The sequence below is a fragment of the Paenibacillus sp. 05T425 genome, assembly GCF_056396205.1.
Map to the genome: position 1 here is coordinate 588,184 of NZ_JBFTLA010000001.1, position 19,880 is coordinate 608,063.

Consider the following 19,880-nt stretch of genomic DNA (forward strand, 5'->3'; position numbering starts at 1 on the left):
TGAGTCCTATGCCGTTCTTGTTCCAACCAGGCGATTATCCGGAAAGTCCTGGCTGCTATATGATGAAGAGCGCCGATAGCCGCATCCTGTATATCGGCAAGTCCAAAAACTTGCGGAATCGGCTGCGCTCTTACTTCACCAAGCAGCATGAGCATAAACGCATCAAGCAGCTCGTAGAAGAAATCGCCTCCATCGAGATTGTGCTCGTCAATAACGAGGCAGAAAGCCTTTTGTTGGAAAATAATTTGATCAAGCTCCATAAGCCGCCATACAACCGCGCCCTAATGAAAGAAGAAAGCGGCTACGCCTACTTGCAGTTTACAAAGGAGAAGCTTCCTAGACTGGAAGTCTACTACCGAAATCAAATGAGCAGCCATTCCAAGGAATCTGCTGGCGAGAAGTTAGGTCCGTTCAAGAGCTCGCGATATCGCGATGCGCTCCTGACGGTCGTAGCCGAGCATTACGGACTGCGTACTTGCGATCCTATGCCGAAGCGCGTCTGTCTGCAATATCATATCGGCAAGTGCAGCGGCGTATGTGAAGGGCTCATATCAGAATCGGATTACTTGGACAATGTGCGCCGGGCTTCGGAACTGCTCATGAACAAAGGGGAAAGCTTGATCGAAACCTTATATGCGCAAATGGAGCGCTATGCGGAGCTGATGCAATTCGAGAAGGCGCAGCGTCTCTTTCTTAGCATTCGCAACCTGGAGCATGCATCCGACAAACAAATCGTAGAGAGACAAACCGCGATTGACCAAGACGTCCTCTACTTTGAACATCCGTTCGTCATGATCGCCAAAGTAAAAGAAGGCATGCTGAGCGAATTCCAGTTGCTGCCCCTGGGCGACGGATCGCAAGACAATGCTGTTGATACGTTTCTTATGACGCAATATGCGCCGTTTAAGGGACAAAGCAGACCAAGCGAACTGATCGTGAATGCAATCAACGATTTGAAAAATGTCCGCTCAGCGTTAAACCCTCGGGGAGCAGCCCCCATTACGATCACAATCCCAAAGCGCGGGATCAAATACGAGCTGCTGCAGCTCTGTCGAATTAATTATGAATACCGCGTCAATGCGCCAAAATAAAATCGACGACCGGCTTCGGATCCTCCAAGCTATGAGGATGATGCCCAACTCCCGGCTTGACGATCATCTCGATCTCTCCGCCGAGATTGCGGTACATCTCCTCAAGCACCGACGCATTTTCGCTCATCGGAACAGGAATATCCGCATCGCCTGCAACGACAATGATCGGGACGCCAGCTTGGGCCAGCGGCTCGAGCCGATCAAGAGGCGATACGCCTTCATAGGCGGTTTCCTTATCCGTCATGCCATAAACGGCTTTGCACTGCTCCCATTCTGTTTTCCATTCCCAATCTGCGCCGACTCCTTTACCTTTGCCGCCCGGCCAACTGCTGATGTCGAGCACGGGGGCGTCCAAGTAAACGGATCGGATGTGTTCGGGATGGGCAATCGCATAATTCATCGCGTAAAGCCCGCCGCGACTGAAGCCGAAGAGGACGGTCTTGTCGGCCACGCCGAACGTCTCGTTAACGAATCTATGAAACTTTTCCATCAGATCTACCGCACCAGGGCAACCGTACAGATCGCTAATTCTGTAATAGGCGATTGCCCAGCCTTGGCTGAGAAGCGCCCGATCAACGGTCGCGAAAGCATCGAAAAACTCGGCACGCCACAGCCACGGCTTGCCCGGCGCGTAATCCTTCGGGGCCACGATGAAGCCTTCTCTTCCTTCCAGCATGAATTCGCTTCGTTTATAGCCGTTCCAATCTCCGACTTTAATGCCGTCATCCAATTGCAGCTCTCGTTCCAACTTGATATTAAACAACGATTGAATCAGTCTTCTAGCAACTAGCCAATCAAGCTTCATTTGAGGCATCCCCGCCGGCATTTCATCAAGCCGCACAACGAAATCCGCATCAAGTTCCGCACTCTCCCTGATCAATACTGAATCAGACTCCACGACAACGATCGCCTTAGCACCGGCGGAACGTACGCTCTCGATGGACCGATTCAATAATTCTGCGGTAGAATGCAAGCTTAATAGGACCCAATCGATTGGCTCTGCTTCCAGCTCATCCAACTTAACAAAGCGAATCTCTCGATTTGGGTGATGCTTCCCGAAGTATGCGTCCAAACAGCCTGCCACGCCGCTATCTTTCCAAAGGCTGCCTTCAGCGAAAGCGACTGTCAGCTTGGCGGGAACTTCGCCGTTTTTACCGAATAAAGGTATCATACCATCCCAACCTTCTCTCCATTAGTCTAGCAGTTAATTAAAGGAATCTTTGCATTGATCATACACCTTCATCCATCAATGGTCATCAGTTAGGGACCTAGGCGACGCTATTAGGCCAAATTACAATCCTATTGCGCGGTTACGGACCAAGGAGACTTTATGGGCTCATTTTCCAAACAAATCAGCGCTGTTTGTCACGGATAGAGTATGCTGAGTCCGTAATGATGGGAATCAGAGGGAGAAAACGCAATTACGGTCTATATGGTCCGCAATACGATCAACCAGCTAATTACTTTCTTATGGCTCAAGATGAAAAAAAGCCTAGCGAAACGGAGGTCAACATCCTCAGATTCGCTAGGCTTTTGTTTACTTGGTCTAAACCACATTATTGTCCAAATGAATGATTGCGCGAGCCAATGCCTCTGCTCCCTGGGCGATAGGCTGAATATCCGTCCATTCTTCCGGACAGTGGGAGCGTCCGCCTAAGCTTGGCACGAACAGCATCCCGATCGGCGCAATCCGGCTCAATTGGTTGCCGTCATGGCCGGCGCCGCTTGGCAGCTCGGCATACAGCGAGTCGCTCCCTAGCGTTTCACGGCATGCTAGAGCAAGCGCGCTGCGGATTTGCTCGGGAACGGTTACCGGTTCCGAGCGGGTCAGAGCTTCAATTCGAATGAATAGTCCCCGATTCTCCACCAGTGCCCTGGCGCGTTCCAAATATTGCTCGCACACTTCGGCGATCAACGCGGCATCGATGCTTCGAACCTCAAATTTAAACGTTACTTCGCCAGGCACGACATTCGCCGCATTCGGATTAACATTTACGACGCCGATGGTGCCGACAACAGGACTGCTGTATGTTTTGCGGCAAATCGTTTCCAGCTCGACAAACAGCTCTCCGGCCGCTGGCAAGGCATCGCGCCGCATCGTCATCGGCGTTGTCCCGGCATGATCCGGTTGCCCTATAACCGTTATTTGATAGCGGCTAATGCCGACAATTCCGGTTACTACCCCGAGCGGTTTGGACGTTTCCATCAAGACGGGGCCTTGCTCAATATGCAGCTCCAAATAAGCGGCAACCGAGCCTTGCTTCCTCGCCTCTTGTTCAAGCCGAGCAGGATTACCGCCCGCTTCGGTGATACAATCGATCAGCACGCGTCCCTCAGGATCACGGCTGTTGCGCATGTCTTCGCTCAGGTTGCCGACCATTCCCCGGCTTCCGACGGTTGAAACGCCGAAATCGGTCGGTTCCTCCGCCGTAAAATCTACGATTTCTAGCGAATGCTCCAATTGAATGCCCGTTTCCTTCAGCATCCGAACGATTTCCAACCCTACCACTACACCCGCTATGCCATCGAATCGTCCGCCGCCTGTAACGGTATCCGTATGCGACCCCACCATAATCGGAGGCAGCTCAGGCTTGCGTCCCGCAAGTCGGCCAATGACGTTCGAGGCCGCATCCTGATAAACATCCAGCCCCAGCGAATCCATCTCCCGCTTAAGCCATGCGCGTCCGTCTTCATATAGCGCCGTAAAAGGACGTCTGGTCCATGGCCGCTCCGGATTCGTGATTTTGCTTAATGCTTCAATATCGGACCAGATTCTGGCCTCACTTGGCTTCAATGACAACCGAATCATTGCTCTTCGCCTCCTTGTAAGGTTTTAATGGCAAATACGACACATGGTCGGGCTTAACGAATTGCCCGATACACTTATCGGACACGGACTTGCCGTCATAAACCTCATGACCGCGAACGTAGGACGCCCCGATTCGGCCCTTCATTTCCAGTCCGTGATACAAGCTCCAGCCTGCGTTGCTATGCTGGTCGTTCTCGTCGAGCATCCACCGAGCAGCAGGATCGATTGCGATAAAATCGGCATCCGCGCCTATTTTGAGCGCTCCTTTGCGATCGGAGAGTCCATATACTCTTGCCGGATTTTCGCTCACTAACCTTACAAGGTCGTGGATCGACAGCCGCCCTTCCGCTACGCCGAAGGCATACAATAACGGCACAAGCGTTTCTACTCCCGGCGCACCCGATGCATTATCGAAAATGTTCGACGCGCTTTTTTTCTCGATTTTCCAAGGAGCATGATCAGAGGTCACGAGACCTATAGCCCCGTTTCTGCACTGCTCCCACAGCTCCGATTGATCCGCAAGCGCTCGAAGCGGCGGATTGATCTTAGCTTTGGCACCCATCCGCATCATATCGCGATCCGTTAGCACAAGGTAGTGGATGCAAGTCTCGACGCTTACGGCAACGCCTTCCCTTGCATAGCTTTCCGCCAACCTTACCGCATGCGGAACGGTCGTATGATGGAAATGGACATGCGCCCCGGACCAATACGCAAGCTCAAGTGCGGTCGCCACGGCCGTGCTTTCCGCAACCGGCGGCCTTGATTTGCAATGCAGCAGCGGATCATGATGCACATCCCCCGCCTCATGCTTCCTCGAAAGCCGGCGAACGATTTCATCATTCTCGGCATGCAGGCCGACGGCGCGCTTCTGGGCGGCAATATGCTCGAACGCTTCCAGCATTTCGCCGTCATTGATTCGAGGAAATCGATACGGGTTCGTATTGAAGGTCGATAGCTTAAAGCCGCAAGCGCCCGCTTCAGTGAGCCTGGCGATTTCGCCCATGTCGCCATCCGGCCGGATCGTCGCAAGCAAGGCAACGTCAACGAACGCTTCCTTCCCGATGCGTTCGGCTTTCCTTTCCAGAAGCTCTGCCGTCCATACCGGTTCGTCGGAATCGTATGGCATATCGATGATCGTCGTCACGCCGCCGGCTGCCGCGGAGCGAGTCGCTCCCGATATTCCCTCGGAAGGCTCGCTGAAGCAATGAACATGCGCATCTATCGCTCCGGGGACGATCCACATGCCGGCAAAGTCTTGATGGTTGTAGGAATCAAACGGCTCTCCGTCTTCTAATATCGCCGCAATGCTGCCTTGATTGATAGCCAACACGCCGTTATTCACGATTCTACCGCCGGGCAGGACCAAATTGCCGCGAACGGAAAGTTCGTAGGCTTGATCTTTCATTTGTAGGTTCACTTCTTTCGATAGAAATCGAGTTGATTAGACAACTATTATTGCTCGCCTAATGCGGATTTAATGGCTTGCAGCAGTTGACCGCTTTTGCACAATTCATATATTTGTTCAATATCCTTGGTTTGCTCACGATCTTGGTCCAAGAAAGGCACAACGGAGCGAATAGCGCGATATGCGGCTGCCGCCCCCTTTCCTAATCGAAGCTCCCCGCGCAAATCAATCGCTTGCGCGGCATGAAGCAGCTCGATTGCGAGTACGTAGTACAGCCGGTCAATAATATCCCTTGTTTTGGCTACGACGAACGGCGCATTCGTGCCATGGTCCTCAATATCCCCTGCGAGAGAATAATAATCGGCAGAAGCCGGGTTAGACAGATGACGGATTTCGGCGTCAAGCGCGGTTACCGTTTTCTGTACGGTGCACAATCCGATCGACGAAGCTTCATCCGCGGTAAGAAAGCGGGGCAATCCCGTAAAGGCGGGGTTGCCAAGCTTTAATGTCCGGAAGCAGGAGCTCCGCGAGACGTGGACAAGCGCATTGCCCAGCATCTCGAAGCCGAGCACCCATACAATCGGATCAAAATTAGCACAAGCTACGATACGCCCTTCATCCGGAAGCACGCACGGGTTGTCATCCGAGCTGTTCAAATGGGTAACAAGTCGGCTCTCTGTATAGGCGAGCGAGTCCCTTGCGGCTCCGTGAATTTGGCATGCATCTCTAAAGCTTAGCGGGTCCTGCAGCGATTCGGCATTCTGATTGTCCCAAAGGTCGCTATCGCGAAGTAACCGACGAATTCCACCTAAACTTTCAAGCTGCCCTTGATAAGGTCTGACATGATGCACGGCGGGATCGAGCGTACTGACATTGCCGCGCAGCGCCTCGAGCGATAAGGCAGCCGCAGCGTCTGCAAGCTCCAGCAGCAGGCGGCCTTCATGCAAAGCCAGCGCTCCGATTCCGGACGAAACCGCATTGGAGCTGACGATTGCGAGCCCGTCTTTTGGCCCCATCCGCAAAGGTTCCAGCCCTGCCCGAAGCAATGCTTCGCCAGCCGGGATGAGCTCGCCGCCATAGCGCACGTCCCCTTCACCGATCATCGCCAAACCAATGGGCGAGATAAGGGTAATATCCGAAGCGCCGACCGAGCCGCGAAGCCGCAGCACGGGATGAATGCCGTGATTAAGAAACTCCGCGTATCGCAAGGCGACCGCCGGCTGGACGCCCGTATGTCCCAGAAGAAGGCCGTTCAGCCTGGCTAGGAGTACCGCGCGCACTTCCTCCTCCGTCGCCTCCGGCTTGACCGCCGCATGATGGGAAAATAACAAATTACGGTTAAAGTCTTCGAAGAAGGAGGGCGTAATCTTCTTGTCCTTGTTCCAGCCTACGCCACGGTTCAGTCCATATACGGGCTGATCCTGCTCGGCAAGCTCGAATACGAGCTTCCGCGACCGCTCCAGTCTCTCCGTCGCCGCCGCAGCTACCGAAACCCGCTTTTTTCCGTAAGAGACGTTGTATAATTCCTGTATCGTAAGGCTTCTTCCGTCAAGGAGCAGCGTTTCCCCGCGATCTACCCTCCCGCTATTCACGGCTAAACCCCTGCTCCGGACGGCGTTCCCAAATATTTCAACAGCTCGATCCCCATCGCTTGCTCCACTTCCGGATAAACGGAAGGATCCTTCACGCTCGAGCTCAGCGGAATAAGGGAACGGTCAATGACGAATACGCCGATCTCCGCCCCTTCTTCGATATGTCCAACACTTACGGGACGTCCCGTTTCCAGCGATAAGGTGGCGATGACATCCGGGAAGGTGCTAAGCCGCTCTCCGTCCGGCCCATCCACGGCCATATATTCATTCATGACATGCAGCTTCACAGCTCTGCCGTCCGCTTCTTCCAAATCAATCGTGCCAAGGTCGAAAGCGCCCGCATAATGGACGTCCTTCTTCGTTATGCGTCCTCTAGCCAGCAATTTGCCGCCGGTATGGCCGCAAATCGTTTGAAGCACATGCTCCGCGCCTTGCTGCTCCGCCTCGATAATAGCCTTGCCAAGTTCTATCGCGATAGATATGCCGCCTATCGCCGCATGCTCCTTTATATACTTCGCAGGCAGCGGATGCCGCGCCGCAGCAATAAACCCGCCAGCCATATCGGATGCCGTTCGCAAAATATTGGACGTGCGCGCAGGCGTTCCTTTCACGACCAGCTCGATATACGAGCCAAGCTCCGGTTTGCCGCCGACAACCGCTTGTATCGTTTCGTATTCAAGGCTTGATGCGAGTCCCAGTGAACCCATCTTGCCGGTTGGATGCGCCCTGATGTCGCCGGTGGCGTCTACCACGACAAGGCCGAGCGCAGCCGCTGGCAGCCAGCCGTTAATCGAGCTCGACATGCCGTTCTGCGGCGTCATGACGCCAACGATCCTTCCCTCGTATTGCTCCATAATGAGCTCGACCGCTTTGATATAATCTTTGCCTAGCATCTGCCAATCCGTACCTGCAGGCGCTCCGATTGCCGTGCATGTCAGCACGATCGCATCGTCCGGCAGCTCATCCACCGATACAAGCTTCGGTTTGCCGATCGCCAGCGCCGCGCCTCCAATTTCTAGTCCATGGTCGACCCAGCCGCCGCCTCCGCTTGCATAGACGGAACCTCCCCGGACCGCTGCGAGCACGTCCTCTTTCGTTAATTCACGCATGTCATTATCCTCCTGCCAGGTAGTAGTGAAAGTGTGCAGCTCATATCAATCGGCGTTAACGCGCCGTATCCCTTTTTTGTCGATTTCGTCGAACGATTCTTCGTAGCCGGCATCGGCGTAACGAAGCACGCCAAGGCCTGTATCATTAGTCAGCGCCGTCTGCAAACGTTCCTCCGTCGCCTCTGCTCCGTCGGCTACGATCGTAATTCCCGCACTGGTCATGAAGCCGGCATAACCGCCGCCTCCCGAATGGATGGCAACCAAATCGGCCATCGACGAGCAGCTCATCATCGCATTCAATAACGGCCAATCAGCGATGGCATCGCTGCCGTCCTTCATTCTCTCCGTCATAATCGTCGGATGCGCCATTGCACCGGCATCCAGATGGTCGCGGGAAAAGGCGATCGGTCCCGAAAGCTTGCCTTCTCTGACCATTTGGTTAACCGCTAGCGCCAGCTTCGTTCGGTCGCCGTGCCCGAACCAGCCGATTCGAGCAGGCAGCCCTTCCACCGGCACGTAGGCGTTAGCCAACCCGATCCAGTTGGTCACGATATCGTTGTCCTTGAATTCGTCCAAAATATACTCGTCGATGATGCGAATATCTTCCTTATTACCGCTAAGCGCGATCCAGCGGAAAGGTCCGATTGCTCTTGCGAACAGAGGGCGCAGAAACGCTTCGGTAAATATATCGATGTCGAACGCACTGGGCTCTCCGTATTTGACCGCTTGCGTTCGAATGTTATTGCCGTTGTCAAAAACGATCGAGCCGCGCGCTTTAAATGCGAGCATTGCGCCCACTTCCCTAGCGATGGAAGCTCCCGCGTCGTCTTGCAGTTTTTGCGGCTCCGCGGCTCTAGCTTCAGCGGCCTCGGCTACCGAATAACCGCTTGGAATGTAGCCGTATAGAAGATCATGCGCCGACGTTTGATCGGTAACGATATCCGGAATGACGCCTCTTTCCAGCAGCTCCGGATAGACGTCCGCCGCATTGCCGAGCAGCCCGACCGATACGCTTGAGCCGCTCGCCTTCGCTTCGGCGATCCAGCGCAGCGCCTCGTCCAGATCGCTGGTCTTGCGCTCCAAATAACCGGCCGCGATTCGCTTGTCCATTCGCTCCTCCGACACCTCGACGCAGAGGATAGCCGCTCCCGCCATCTTCCCTGCGAGCGGCTGCGAGCCTCCCATCCCGCCAAGTCCCGCGGTAAGGATAAAGCGGCCGCTTAAGCTGCCTCCGAAATGCATTCTAGCGATGCACTGAAAGATTTCATAGGTGCCTTGAAGCACCCCCTGCGAGCCAATGTACTGCCATGCGGCAGCCGTGAGCCCGCCCCAGATGATCAGCCCTTTTTCCTGAAGGGAGTAGAAGTTGTCGCTTGTCGCCCAGCGTCCGACGATGTTGCAATTGGCCATAATGACCAGAGGAGCGCGCACATGCGTTTTGAACACGCCGATTGGCTTGCCTGATTGAATGACGAGGGTCTCGTCCTCCTCCAGCGTCAGCAGCGTATTCACGATGGCGTGATAGGAAGGCCAGTTGCGAGCGGCCTTGCCGAGCGATGCGTACACGATAAGCTCTTTCTGGTTTTCTCCGTTTTCCAGTACGTTTTCCAGCATGCGGAGCAACGCCTCCTGGCGCCAGCCCTTGCAGCGAAGCTCCGTTCCTCTTTGCGCTTTAATCAAGTCCATTCGCGATGCTCCTTTCTAGATGTTGCTAGCCTATTCCGGCAATCAGATGCCTTTCAGATAGAGATGCTCGCCTTCGACAGGCTCCCACTTCTCCCCGTCGATATAGAAAGCCTCCGCCTTCTCTTGATAGAAACCAATCAAATCCTTCAATTTGTGCGCTTCGGGAGCAGGTTCCGAGTAACGAACCGCAATCTCTTCTTTGAGCCCGTTTATGTTCGCCGTCCAGATTTCCGAAGTTCCCTTGTAGGGCGAGTATGCCGTTTTGTCCGTCAACGCAAGCTTATCCAGCCGCACGTCCTCCTTCGGCAAAAAATATCGCGGGGCCATTCCCGTTTCGAAAAGAATGACGGGTCGCCGGCTTTCGGCAAGCGTCTCGCCATTAACGACGACTTTAATCGCGCGAGTACTGTGCAGCGTATCGATGCGTACTTTGGGGTCGCGCGGGAAACCGAATACTTGCTCGTTTTCCTCGAATACCTGAACTTTTTTCCAATAGAAAGCGACGTAGCCTTTCAGAAAAGCGCTTTTTTCGATCGGATCCTCGTACGTCCAAATTGCGTTCTGCGCCAGTTCGCCGTCTACCTTGATATGCCAATAGGAAGCGGTCCCCTTCAAATTGCAGAATGAGCTGCGGTCGGTCTTCACCAGCCACTGCTCGTCAACGTCCGAAAGCGGGAAATAATAGACGGGCACAACCTTCTCCTCGCGCACCAAAATGACATGTTCGCTCTCTGCGATCTTCGCTCCGTTAAAAACTACCTTTACTTTACGTTTTACTGGCTCGTAACTGATCGTACGTTCTTTGACGGCAGGCACCTCGCACAACAAATCTTGGTTTTCCATTATAAAATCGCCTCCTTTATTTTCAATCCAAGCTGCTCGCGCAAAGTTCCTTCCGCGTACTCTCGCTGAACGAGACCCCGCTTTTGCAATTCAGGCACGACAAGCTCCACGAAATCTTCCAGCCCCCCAGGCATATGCGAAGGTATGATGTTAAAACCGTCGGCAGCGCCCGATTCGAACCAAAGCTCCAGCTGATCGGCAATCGTTTGCGGCGAGCCGGTAATCTCGAATGCGAGCTTCGATTTGGAGAAGCGTTGATAGAACTGGCGAATCGTCAGGTTTTCCTTGACGGCCAAGGCGGTTATGCTGTCCAGGCCCGTTTTGCTTTTGTTGAATGTATCGCGGTCCGGCAATGCCGGCATTGGACCGTCGAGCGGCAGTACGGACAAATCGATCCCCAAGCTGCTAGACAGCGAATCCAGCCCGACTTCGGGCAGCACCAGCTCGGCCAGCTGCGCTTCCTTCTCGGCCGCCTCCTCATCCGTCCTTCCGACAATAAGGAACACGCCCGGCATTACCTTTAATTGCTCCGGCTGTCTTCCATATGCAGCAAGTCTGCTCTTGAACGCATTGTATTGCGCTATCCCCTCTTCCAGCGTTCGCGGGGTCGTAAACACGATATCCGCCCGCGAGGCGGCAAGCTTCATGCCGGCCTCCGAGGATCCTGCATGAACAATAACCGGACGACCTTGCGGCGAACGGCCAAGATTGAGCGGACCTTTGACGCTAAAATGTTTCCCCTTGTGCTCAAGCGGCTTCAGCCTGCTCGTGTCGGCAAACACGCCCGTTTCCTTATCGGCAACGAAAGCCCCTTCCTCCCAGCAGTCCCATAGCCCAAGCGCGACGTCGACGAATTCCTGCGCGCGCTCATATCGCTCCGCATGCGTAAAATGGGTTTCCCTTCCAAAATTACGCGCTTCCTCGTCGTTCGTCGAAGTAACGATATTCCATGCCGCCCGGCCGTCGCTCAGATGATCGAGCGTCGCGAGCGACCTCGCCGCGTGGAACGGCTCATGATAGCTGGTCGATAAGGTTGCCGCAAGCCCGATATGCTCGGTAACCGCGGATAATGCCGACAGCAAGCCGATGGGCTCGACGCTTTGAAAATTAGCCGTATGTTTGATCGCAAGCTCGGATTCGAATATACATAATTTATCCGCAACGAAAAAAAGGTCGAACAATCCCCGCTCCGCCGCTTGAATCAAACGCTTGTAATAGTCCAACTGCAATAATTGGTCGGATGCAGCCTCCGGATGCCTCCAATTCGCCAAATGCGTCGAAGAGGTAAAGGCGCCAAGCAGCATTCTATCGTTTCTTTTAACCATTTGCTTTCTCTCCTCCCGACAAGGCATAGCGGTTCGCTGGACGGCTTAGCCCCAAGTTTTCCCGCAAGGTAGGCCCTTCGTATTCCGTTCGGAACAATCCTCTTTGCTGCAGCAACGGAATCACGTTATCGACGAATTCATCCAGCCCGCCTGGCAAATAAGGCGATGTAATATTAAAGCCGTCAGCCATGCCGCTTTCAAACCGCAGCTGCAGCTCGTCGGCAACCTGCTCGGGCGTCCCTACGATTTCCCACATCGAAGCCTTCATTAGGTCGGTATATAACCCGCGAACCGTTAACCCGCTCGATTCCGCCTCGATTAGCTTGGCTAACAGCCGCTTATTCGTTTGGTCCGGTGCAAGCGTATCGGCCAGCTTAGGAAGCGGCTCATCCAGCGGATAGGCGGAGTAATCGACTCCGAATAAGTCCTGCAAGCGCGATAGGCCCAGGCCTTCCGGAATCAGGCTGTCCAGCAGCTCCGACTTCGACCGAGCCTCTTCCTCCGTCTGCCCTACGATGACCAATACGCCAGGCAAAATGTTCAAATCATGCGCTTGGCGTCCGTATTTGGCTAATCGATCCTTGAAGCTGGCGTACAGCTTCTTCGCCTCGTCAGGCGATTCCGGCGATACGAATACCGCATCCCCGTTACGGGCAGCCTGCTCCTGGCACGCCTCCGAAGCTCCCGCGTATACGATGACCGGATTGCCTTGGGGCGGACGAGCGGCGTTGAGCGGACCTCTAACCGAGAAATGCTCGCCGACATGATTAAGAACATGGAGCTTGTCCGGATCGGCGAATACACCGGTTCCCTTGTCGACAACGAAGGCATCGTCCTCCCAGCTGTCCCAGAGGCCCTTCACGACCTCAACGAATTCATCCGCCCGCGCATAACGCTTGCCATGCTCCAAATGCGATTCTCGGCCGAAATTCCTGCCTTCCTCGTCATTCGTTGACGTTACGACATTCCATGCCGCCCTGCCGCCGCTAATATGATCGAGCGATGCCAGCTTGCGCGCCGCGTGAAAAGGCTCGTTATACGTCGTGGAAAGCGTGCCCGCAAGGCCGATATGACGGGTTACCGCCGATAAGGCCGAAAGCAGCGCAAAAGGCTCCATTCGAATGTAGCTCGTATAGGTACGCATCGCTTCATGATCGAATACGGCCAATTTATCCGCGACAAAAAACATATCCATTTTGCCTCTTTCGGCGGTTTGTACGACCTTCTTATAGAAGGAAAAGCGGTGACGCTCCGCATCACCGCCCGGATAACGCCAGCTGCCGTTATGGTTAGTTGAAAGAAATGCATTTAAAATCATGTGCTTTGGCCGGTTAGTCATACCGTTCCACCTCATTTTCTTGTCAGTAAAGAGAGAAAAGAGCCATTTTGAGTAGAGCGGCTCTTTTCTGCATTGATTTTACCTAGCAAATACGCAGGCAATTATAGCAGTCCATTTTCCTCAAGCCATTGCTTCGCCACGTCGGCTGCCAGCTTTTGCTCGATATCTACCTGCTCGTTCAGCTTCTGCATCGCTTCGTCATTGATTTTGCCCGCCAATTTAGCGTAGACGTCCTTAAGCTCGGGATGAGCTTCAAGCGTTGCTCCTTTTACGAAAGGCACCGCATCGTAAGGAACGAAGGCATTTTTGTCATCTTCAATAATGACGTTGTTGGTCGAAGGCAATGTGCCCGAAGTGGATAATGTCGTGAAAATATCGATTTGGCCATCTTCGGCTGCTTTGAACTGCAAGCCCGGATCCATCGTTTTGATTTCTTTGAAATTCGTATTGTAAATTTTATTAATGAGCGGCAAGTCATCTTCGCGGGTAATGAAAACCTGTGAAGCGCCAAGCACCAATTCTTGCGACTGCGCGGCGACGTCGGTCAAATTTTTGATGCCGCGCGCTTCCGCTTTGTCTTTCGGCATGACGAATACCAACGTATCGTTAAAGCCGATTTTGTCCAGCACCTCGACGTCGTTTTGCTCTTTCATGCCTTTCTTGACGATGTCGTAGGCTTCGCTCGGCTCGTACACCGGTTCATGCTTCAGCACGTTCAGCAATGCCGTTCCCGTATATTCCACGTAAGTATCCACTTCGCCGGACTTGATGCCGTCGTACAGCAGCGTATCGTTCAGCTTGACGATTTTTGTAGACAAATCCGTTTCCTTCTCGATTAGCTGCGCCACGATGTTAGCAAGAATATCCTGCTCTCCGAAGCCTTTCGTCGCGATTGTAATCGTTCCTGAACCAGAGGATTTAGATGAAGAGCAAGCTGCCAGCATAATAACCAAAATCAAGCTTATTGCAATTCCGAACCATTTTTTCATATGAATACAAACCCCTTTATCGTTTATTCAACGTATGACGTAACCCTTTGGGCGTCAGCAGTCGGTATAAGACAAACAAAATAATGTTGGCGACGATAACAAGCAGCGATACCGGCAAAGCCCCTTCCAAAAGCGTAATCGTATTGATCGAGGCCAGGCCGCGGGTAATAATGTCGCCGAGTCCGCCCGCTGCGATATAGGAAGCAATGGTTGCTCCGCTAATGGCATGCACGGCTGCCAATCGGATGCCGGCCATAATGTAGCTGCGGGCAATCGGCATTTGAACCTTCCATAGCAGTTGCCCTCTGGTCATCCCCATGCCGACACCAGATTCAATGACGGATTGGTCAACCCCTCTAATGCCCTCATACGTATTCTGAAGAATCGGGAGCAGCGCGTAGAGCGTCAACGCTATGACGGCCGGCTTCGTTCCAATCCCGACAATCGGAATGAGAAAGCCGAATAATGCCAAGCTTGGAATCGTCTGAACAACGGAAATTGCGGTAAGAATCACTTTGGCGAACCGCTCATGGCGCGTACAGTAGATGCCGAGCGGAATGGCGATTAGACATGCAATCGCCACGGAGATGAAGGCAACGTTAACATGTTCGACCGTTTTGGCGGCAATTTCGGGCCAATCCCGAGCCAGCCTTTCGAATAACAGATTCACGCCTTCACCTCCTCGGGAAGCAGCTTAGCGGCAGCCGCCTCGATGATACTCGCTTGGCTAATAACTCCGCCGATATGATCGTTTTTCCCGAATACGGGAATGATGGCATTCCGTTTGAGAGCTTGCAGCACTTCGCTTAGCGAAGCATCAGCAGCAATAGGGGCTGCTTTGACGGGCTGCAGATCCGACAACAAGGCAGTTCCGTCGAGCTTATTCAAGGCACGCAGTTCCAGTGCGGACAAGATACCTGTGTAAACCTTGTTTTCATTTAATACAATCAGCGCTTCGGCCCTTGTATCGTCCGCCACCTTAACCGCTCTAGCAACGGTATAGTCGTTTGATATGAAGACGGGCTCCGTTATGAAATCGCATGCTGTAGCCGGGTGATTCGCGAAGCGGTTATCCACTTTGGCCGCATAACGCTCCGCTCCGACGAACTCCTTCACATAATCGCTTGCGGGATTGCGCAGCAGTTCATCGGGGGCACCGATCTGTTCGATCTTGCCATCCCGGAGCAATACGATGACATCCGCGATCTTTAAGGCTTCATCGATATCATGCGTTACGAAAACGATCGTCTTGCCAACCTTCTGGTTCAGCCCGATAAGCTCGTTCTGAAGCTGAACGCGGCTAATCGGATCAAGCGCGCTGAAAGGTTCATCCATTAAAATGATTGACGGCTCCGAAGCAAGCGCCCTGGCTACACCTATGCGCTGCTGCTGTCCGCCGCTAAGCTCATGGGGATAGCGGCGCCGGAACTTCTCCGGTTCAAGGCCGACCATTTGTAGCAGTTGGGCTGCACGATCAGCAAGCTCCTTCTTCTTCTTCGCTGATTTCAAGCGAGGAACTATCGTAATATTGTCTTCGATCGTCATATGCGGGAATAACCCGATCTGCTGAATGACATATCCGATATCGCGGCGAAGCAAGACGGGATCGAGACTGCCGATATCTTTTCCTTCCACGAGGATCGTACCGGCATCGGCATCCACCAGACGGTTGATCATTTTCAGCAGCGTTGTCTTCCCGCAGCCTGATGGTCCGATAAGTGTTAAAATTTTCCCTGTCGGAATCGACAAGTTGAAATTTTCTAACACGTTGCCGGCTCCGTAGCTTTTGGTCACGTTTCTGAAGTCAATCGCCGTTGCGCTCATGCATGTATCCTTTCTCCTATCAAATTTTAACCATAATTTCCGATGAGTTTAGTTGGTTTAATATTCGAAAAAATAAATAATCGAATCAACCTTTGCCAAATAAGAGAATGGAACACCTCCCGATGGAGCTCTATACCATCTGTATTAAACACCCTCCATTGGCATGGTTGGATTATTTATCACTTAATGATAATCAATTATTATTAATTAAATATATTTTAAAATCAACGTTCTGTCAACCCACTATTCCAATCGGATTAATAGTTTTATCATTGTAAAGCTAATGGCTTCGTTCTGGCAAACCCAAGTGTTCGCGCAGCGTCGCCCCCTCATAGTGGTTGCGGAATAAGCCCCTGCGTTGCAGGACCGGAATCGCCAAATCCACGAAGTCGTTTAGACCGCCCGGCAAATACGGAAACATAATATTAAAGCCGTCGCTACCCTCTTTGTCCAGCCACTCCTCCATATAGTCGGCGAGCTTCTCGGGTGTCCCGACAAAAGACAGATGGCCCCGGGAATCGGATATTTTTCGGCTCAGCTCCAAAATCGACAGGTTTTGTTTGGACGCCAGTTCCGCTAATTGGCTGCGATACGCCAAATCATCATGCGTCAAACGAGCGCTTGGCTCAGGCAACTCGGGCAGCGGTCCGTTCGGATCGTAACCCGAGAGATCAAATCCGAGACTTTGCGAAAGGCTGTTAATGGACAGGGTTGGATGAATCAGACTCGATAGATAGGCCTGCTTCTGAAGCGCCTCTTCTTCGGTAGCCGCTATAATCGGGCGCAAACCCGGCAATATTTTGATATCGTCGCGATTTCTTCCGAATGGAGCCATTTGGTTTTTTATATTCGCGTAAAAGGCTCTTCCTTCTTCCAGATTGGAGAAGGTCGTAAAGACGGCATCGGCCGTCTTCGCGGCTTGACGCTGGAATTCGGCCGATCTGCCGGCCTGGATAATCAAAGGCTGCCCTTGCTCGGATGCAGGGATGTTCAACCCCTCGTTAACTTCAAACCACTTGCCCCGATGATGAAAAGCCGCTTCGGAAGAGGCTCCGCTTCGCCAAAGCTTCTTAACCAGCTCGATGTACTCGTCCGTACGCTCATAACGATCGGCATGGCTCATCGCTTCCCGCTTGAACAGATTGTCATCGTCTTTGCCGATCGTGCCGGTCACCGCATTCCAAGCTGTTCGGCCTCCGCTTAACAGATCGGCAGTCGCCATCTTGCCGGCAATTTGGGTAGGCTCCATATAACTCGTATTCAACGTACAAATGAGACCTATTCTTTCTGTGTGCGATGATAACGCCGAGATTAGCGTTAACGGCTCAATGCCTCTTGTAAGGGAATGCTCGGCGATTCGATCTCCCCGCTCCTGACCCGGCAAGGATAAGGCATCGCCGAAAAAAAGCATATCGAGCTTGCCGCGCTCGGCCGTCCGCGCCAGCTCCTTATAAAACTCGAGCGTAAAGATACCTTTCGGATCAAGCTCCGGATGACGCCATGTATTGACCGTGGACATGATGGCGCTTAATATGAGCCTTTTACCTGCCATCGTCGCCATTCCCCTTCCTTTGTTGTTCTTCAGTAAGAGAATACAGTCTATTTCCCGGACGCGACAATCCGATGTTTTCCCGAAGAGATTGACTTTGGTAGCATAGCTGCACGATGCCCCTCTTCTGAAGCAAAGGAATGACTTGTTCCACGAACGCTTTCACATGCGCCATCAACGTCTCCGATGAAAGAATGAAGCCATCGACCGCTTGTTGGTCGAACCAGTATTGCAATTCATCCGCCAATTGCTCAGCCGTGCCGGATAGCAGAAGCAGAGGTTTCGCTTCTCGTCCTCGTTGGTCGCTTCCAATAAGATCTTGCTTGTCTCGTTCTGCCACACTTTCCATCGACTCCGTTACTTCAATCTTAATGAGCGCAAACTGTCTCGCTTCCGCTTGCCTGTTCCGAAGTTGAAGGCGACGCTTTATTTGCCCATTACTTTCGATAGCGTCTGCTAAGGAGGACGGGCGCAATATGACAATGTCTGTCCAGCCTGCCGCGTAATCATCGTTTAAAACAGACTGCTCTTCCGTCGCCATCACAGGATACCCTTGCAGCGGACGCGGAATGCTAAGCGGCCCTGCAACGTTAAAGTGCCGGCCACGATGATCGATCGTGCGTACGCGATCGCGATCCAAAAAACGGCCGCTTGCTTGATCCGCCAATATCGCCTCATCGTCCCAGCTGTCCCACAGCTTCATCGCGACATCGAAAAACTCCGCTTTCCGCTCCTCGCAATCTCCAGCCGTTTGCCCTGCCACCAACTTCCACCCAGCCCTTCCGCTACTGGCATGATCCAAGGACGATAGCGATCGCGCGACGTGGAACGGCTCATTATGACGAACGTCCGCTTCGGCTATGAGGCCGATATGACTCGTTATTCCCGCTAGATAACCCATTAATGAATAGCCGTCTAGATGAATGGGCGAGTTGGAAAAGGGTTCTACGGCAATAGGGGCTCCAGACGCCGGATCCCTCTCCAGTATGAATGCGAAAGCCGCCGATTCGGCTAGCTGGACCTTTTGTCGGTACCAACTTCTCCATTCGGCCGCAGCCGATCGGCTCTGAGCCTGCCTATCCTGTTCCCCGATGCTCGTGCCCGCGTCTCCCAAAGACAGCGCGAATAGAAGCGGTCTTTCACTCAAGCTATGATTCAACGCGTTCACTCCCTTGCGACCAAATACGAATTAGAGTTTTAATTAATTATCATTATTAGATATTTAAATATTACATATCGATAATATTAGTAAATATATAACCATTCATTTCGTCTGTCAACAACTTTTCACAGTATTCTTATCCGAATTAAACAAACAAAAAAAACAGGACTGTCCCTAAAGGTGTTTTAACCTTTTGAGACAGCCCCGTTTTTGTAAATTCACTATATAGGTTCCGAATTTCCGCTTGCCTGCATTCCAAATTTTCGGGATAGCTGTTGAGCCGCGTGCCAGACAAGCCCCTCGTTGTCCGAATCCTTCACGAATCTAAAGTTAGGGCCGGCAATGGAAATGCTGGCAACAACCATGTTGTAGCTGTCGAGGATCGGAGCCGCAATTGCAAATACATCCGAATCAACTTCCCCATGCGTAACGGCAACTCCCTTACTGCGAATAGAAGCAAGCTCTTCCCGTAAATCTGACGGAGACCCGGTATAACCTTCCGCCTCTATATCCTTAATAAACTTTTCCTGGAACTTCTGATTTTCATAAGCTAAAATGACTTTCCCGGATGCGCCAAGATGCAAGGGCAGCGAGCGTCCGTCTTCAATAACAAACTGAATCAATTCGCGGCTTTTGACATGTTGAATGCAAATGGCATTGATTCCAGAGCGAATGAACAGCAATGAAGTTTCATGCGTTTTTTCCGTCAATTCCTGCATAATCGGCAATGCCAATGAAAGCAATTCCCTATAGGTTTGCTGCGTAAGACTTCTTGCCAAGTCCAATATCCGCAGTCCCAAGCCTATTTGACGCTTTCCTTTACGCTCTACAATGCCGTTCTGTTCCAGCGTCTGAAGAAAGCGGTAAGTCGTGCTCTCGGGCAAACCTGCCTTATCCGCAATTTCAGTAACGGATAAAGTGCCGTTCGATTCGGCCAATGCGAATAAAATATCGAGCGCACGGCTGAGCGTTTGCGTTCCGTTCATTTTACAACCTCCATTTACGTCCATACAATCGATCGTTTCATGCAGATATGAAATCTGGTTAGTTATAACAGGTTGCAACCTCTCAAAAAGTATAGTTAACCGTCAATAAAATAGCAATGCTTACTCACATAGAAAAAGAGCCTGCTCTTAAGCAGACCCTTCCCCTATTTC

At 52.5% G+C, this 19,880-nt stretch carries 16 protein-coding genes; 1 reads left to right on the forward strand and 15 read right to left on the reverse strand.

Annotated elements, in window-relative coordinates; translation table 11 throughout:
• Nucleotides 1-8: 8 nt before the first annotated feature.
• The gene (locus AC1DF0_RS02475) at nucleotides 9-1,091 is read left to right on the forward strand and encodes a GIY-YIG nuclease family protein (RefSeq protein ID WP_442052265.1); all 1,083 of its coding nucleotides are present in this window, start codon (nucleotides 9-11) and stop codon (nucleotides 1,089-1,091) included.
• Here the strand turns inward: AC1DF0_RS02475 and AC1DF0_RS02480 are convergent.
• The 15 genes from AC1DF0_RS02480 to AC1DF0_RS02550 form a co-directional block, all read right to left on the reverse strand.
• Nucleotides 1,075-2,262: an alpha/beta hydrolase gene (locus tag AC1DF0_RS02480; protein WP_477572962.1), complete on the reverse strand. Its 1,188-nt coding sequence runs from the start codon at nucleotides 2,260-2,262 to the stop codon at nucleotides 1,075-1,077. The genes AC1DF0_RS02475 and AC1DF0_RS02480 overlap by 17 nt on opposite strands.
• Nucleotides 2,263-2,637: 375 nt before the next feature.
• Nucleotides 2,638-3,900 (reverse strand): allantoate amidohydrolase, encoded by a 1,263-nt coding sequence (locus AC1DF0_RS02485; protein WP_477572963.1) that lies wholly within the window; start codon nucleotides 3,898-3,900, stop codon nucleotides 2,638-2,640.
• On the reverse strand, nucleotides 3,872-5,305 hold the full coding sequence (locus AC1DF0_RS02490) for a dihydroorotase (RefSeq protein ID WP_477572964.1): 1,434 nt from the start codon (nucleotides 5,303-5,305) through the stop codon (nucleotides 3,872-3,874). Before AC1DF0_RS02490 ends, AC1DF0_RS02485 begins: the two co-directional genes overlap by 29 nt.
• A gap of 47 nt (nucleotides 5,306-5,352) precedes the next feature.
• Nucleotides 5,353-6,897, reverse strand: coding sequence for an HAL/PAL/TAL family ammonia-lyase (locus AC1DF0_RS02495; RefSeq protein ID WP_477572965.1), 1,545 nt, complete (start codon nucleotides 6,895-6,897; stop codon nucleotides 5,353-5,355).
• Nucleotides 6,898-6,899: 2 nt separating this feature from the next.
• Complete coding sequence (locus tag AC1DF0_RS02500) at nucleotides 6,900-8,006, reverse strand: DUF917 domain-containing protein (protein WP_477572966.1); 1,107 nt, start codon at nucleotides 8,004-8,006, stop codon at nucleotides 6,900-6,902.
• A 45-nt stretch (nucleotides 8,007-8,051) separates the two neighbouring features.
• Nucleotides 8,052-9,692 carry a urocanate hydratase gene (locus AC1DF0_RS02505; RefSeq protein WP_477572967.1) on the reverse strand — a complete coding sequence of 547 codons (1,641 nt, stop codon included), beginning with the start codon at nucleotides 9,690-9,692 and terminating at the stop codon, nucleotides 8,052-8,054.
• A gap of 42 nt (nucleotides 9,693-9,734) precedes the next feature.
• Entirely contained in the window at nucleotides 9,735-10,535 is an 801-nt protein-coding gene (locus AC1DF0_RS02510) for a DUF427 domain-containing protein (RefSeq protein ID WP_477572968.1), read from the reverse strand.
• Nucleotides 10,535-11,860: an LLM class flavin-dependent oxidoreductase gene (locus tag AC1DF0_RS02515; protein ID WP_477572969.1), complete on the reverse strand. Its 1,326-nt coding sequence runs from the start codon at nucleotides 11,858-11,860 to the stop codon at nucleotides 10,535-10,537. Before AC1DF0_RS02515 ends, AC1DF0_RS02510 begins: the two co-directional genes overlap by 1 nt.
• Complete coding sequence (locus AC1DF0_RS02520; RefSeq protein WP_477572970.1) at nucleotides 11,853-13,199, reverse strand: LLM class flavin-dependent oxidoreductase; 1,347 nt, start codon at nucleotides 13,197-13,199, stop codon at nucleotides 11,853-11,855. The genes AC1DF0_RS02515 and AC1DF0_RS02520 overlap by 8 nt, the downstream gene beginning before the upstream one ends.
• A gap of 101 nt (nucleotides 13,200-13,300) precedes the next feature.
• Nucleotides 13,301-14,188, reverse strand: a complete 888-nt coding sequence (locus tag AC1DF0_RS02525) for an ABC transporter substrate-binding protein (protein ID WP_477572971.1) — start codon at nucleotides 14,186-14,188, stop codon at nucleotides 13,301-13,303.
• Between the two features lie 16 nt (nucleotides 14,189-14,204).
• On the reverse strand, nucleotides 14,205-14,858 hold the full coding sequence (locus tag AC1DF0_RS02530; RefSeq protein WP_477572972.1) for an ABC transporter permease: 654 nt from the start codon (nucleotides 14,856-14,858) through the stop codon (nucleotides 14,205-14,207).
• On the reverse strand, nucleotides 14,855-16,012 hold the full coding sequence (locus tag AC1DF0_RS02535; RefSeq protein ID WP_442052277.1) for a betaine/proline/choline family ABC transporter ATP-binding protein: 1,158 nt from the start codon (nucleotides 16,010-16,012) through the stop codon (nucleotides 14,855-14,857). The genes AC1DF0_RS02530 and AC1DF0_RS02535 overlap by 4 nt, the downstream gene beginning before the upstream one ends.
• A gap of 280 nt (nucleotides 16,013-16,292) precedes the next feature.
• Nucleotides 16,293-17,564, reverse strand: coding sequence for an NtaA/DmoA family FMN-dependent monooxygenase (locus tag AC1DF0_RS02540; protein ID WP_477572973.1), 1,272 nt, complete (start codon nucleotides 17,562-17,564; stop codon nucleotides 16,293-16,295).
• Nucleotides 17,554-18,720, reverse strand: a complete 1,167-nt coding sequence (locus AC1DF0_RS02545; RefSeq protein WP_477572974.1) for an LLM class flavin-dependent oxidoreductase — start codon at nucleotides 18,718-18,720, stop codon at nucleotides 17,554-17,556. The genes AC1DF0_RS02540 and AC1DF0_RS02545 overlap by 11 nt, the downstream gene beginning before the upstream one ends.
• A gap of 224 nt (nucleotides 18,721-18,944) precedes the next feature.
• On the reverse strand, nucleotides 18,945-19,709 hold the full coding sequence (locus tag AC1DF0_RS02550; protein WP_477572975.1) for an IclR family transcriptional regulator: 765 nt from the start codon (nucleotides 19,707-19,709) through the stop codon (nucleotides 18,945-18,947).
• Between the last annotated feature and the right edge of the window lie 171 nt (nucleotides 19,710-19,880).

Excerpts from the sequence above, each read along its gene's own strand:
- AC1DF0_RS02520 (WP_477572970.1), bottom strand. The coding sequence starts at position 13,199 with ATGACTAACCGGCCAAAGCACATGATTTTAAATGCATTTCTTTCAACT.
- AC1DF0_RS02490 (WP_477572964.1), bottom strand. The coding sequence starts at position 5,305 with ATGAAAGATCAAGCCTACGAACTTTCCGTTCGCGGCAATTTGGTCCTG.
- AC1DF0_RS02525 (WP_477572971.1), bottom strand. The coding sequence starts at position 14,188 with ATGAAAAAATGGTTCGGAATTGCAATAAGCTTGATTTTGGTTATTATG.
- AC1DF0_RS02535 (WP_442052277.1), bottom strand. The coding sequence starts at position 16,012 with ATGAGCGCAACGGCGATTGACTTCAGAAACGTGACCAAAAGCTACGGA.
- AC1DF0_RS02485 (WP_477572963.1), bottom strand. The coding sequence starts at position 3,900 with ATGATTCGGTTGTCATTGAAGCCAAGTGAGGCCAGAATCTGGTCCGAT.
- AC1DF0_RS02540 (WP_477572973.1), bottom strand. The coding sequence starts at position 17,564 with ATGGCAGGTAAAAGGCTCATATTAAGCGCCATCATGTCCACGGTCAAT.
- AC1DF0_RS02510 (WP_477572968.1), bottom strand. The coding sequence starts at position 10,535 with ATGGAAAACCAAGATTTGTTGTGCGAGGTGCCTGCCGTCAAAGAACGT.
- AC1DF0_RS02505 (WP_477572967.1), bottom strand. The coding sequence starts at position 9,692 with ATGGACTTGATTAAAGCGCAAAGAGGAACGGAGCTTCGCTGCAAGGGC.
- AC1DF0_RS02500 (WP_477572966.1), bottom strand. The coding sequence starts at position 8,006 with ATGCGTGAATTAACGAAAGAGGACGTGCTCGCAGCGGTCCGGGGAGGT.
- AC1DF0_RS02550 (WP_477572975.1), bottom strand. The coding sequence starts at position 19,709 with ATGAACGGAACGCAAACGCTCAGCCGTGCGCTCGATATTTTATTCGCA.
- AC1DF0_RS02480 (WP_477572962.1), bottom strand. The coding sequence starts at position 2,262 with ATGATACCTTTATTCGGTAAAAACGGCGAAGTTCCCGCCAAGCTGACA.
- AC1DF0_RS02475 (WP_442052265.1), top strand. The coding sequence starts at position 9 with ATGCCGTTCTTGTTCCAACCAGGCGATTATCCGGAAAGTCCTGGCTGC.
- AC1DF0_RS02515 (WP_477572969.1), bottom strand. The coding sequence starts at position 11,860 with ATGGTTAAAAGAAACGATAGAATGCTGCTTGGCGCCTTTACCTCTTCG.